This is a genomic window from Nocardiopsis sp. MG754419 (assembly GCF_018207095.1).
In the GTDB taxonomy this organism is placed as follows: domain Bacteria; phylum Actinomycetota; class Actinomycetes; order Streptosporangiales; family Streptosporangiaceae; genus Nocardiopsis.
The window spans coordinates 1-698 of the sequence record NZ_QOCZ01000331.1 but is presented as its reverse complement, the minus strand read 5'-3'; the positions used below and the strand labels follow the sequence as shown (position 1 = coordinate 698).

Annotated in this window: 1 protein-coding gene; it reads left to right on the top strand. The window is 69.3% G+C overall.

Going from position 1 to position 698, the window contains the following annotated elements:
- Positions 1-531, top strand: a 531-nt coding sequence (locus DSY14_RS29690) for a DUF4870 domain-containing protein (RefSeq protein ID WP_374224073.1), incomplete at its 5' end; no start/stop codon positions are given.
- Positions 532-698 lie beyond the last annotated feature (167 nt).

The following is a 698-nucleotide window of genomic DNA, read 5'->3' as shown; positions in this document are numbered from 1 at the left end:
GGCTTCGCCCCGCCCGCCCCGCCACCGGGGTACGGGCAGCAGTACGCACAGCAGGCGCCCCCTCAGGGACACCCCCCGCAGTCGGGACCCCGGCCGCCCGCGCCCGCGGGGTACGCGGAGGGTGCGGTGGGCACCGGCATGCCGACGCACGGCTTCGCCCCACCACCCGCGGCGACCGGCGGCAAGGACATCCTGGTGGCGATGATCGCGCACCTGACCGGGTTCATGATCGCCTTCCTGGGCTGGATCCCGCCGCTGGCCGTCTACTTCGCCAAGCGCACGACGTCGCCCTTCGTCCGCCACCACGCGGCGGAGGCCGCCAACTTCCAGATCACTCTGTTGATCCCTTACGTGTTCGCGGGCGTTCTGTACGTCGGGCTGGGTATCTTCTTCGGAGACATGTCCTGGATCGGCTCTCTGCTCATCGCCCTGGTGTGGATCGTCTCGATCATCCTCGGCGTGATGGGAGCCTCGGGCGCGAACAAGGGAGCGTGGTATCGCTACCCGTTGAGCATGCGACTCCTCAAGTAGATCCAGCTCCCGCACTATCAAGGAAGCCGAGCCATGTCCCATCCCAACGATCCCTCCCCGGACGACCCGTACGGTCAGCAGGGACAGGGTGACTCCGGCGGCCAACGGCCGCCCCAGGACGACCAGTCCTCCGGGGGTTACCCGCCCCCGCCCGGACAGCACGGCGC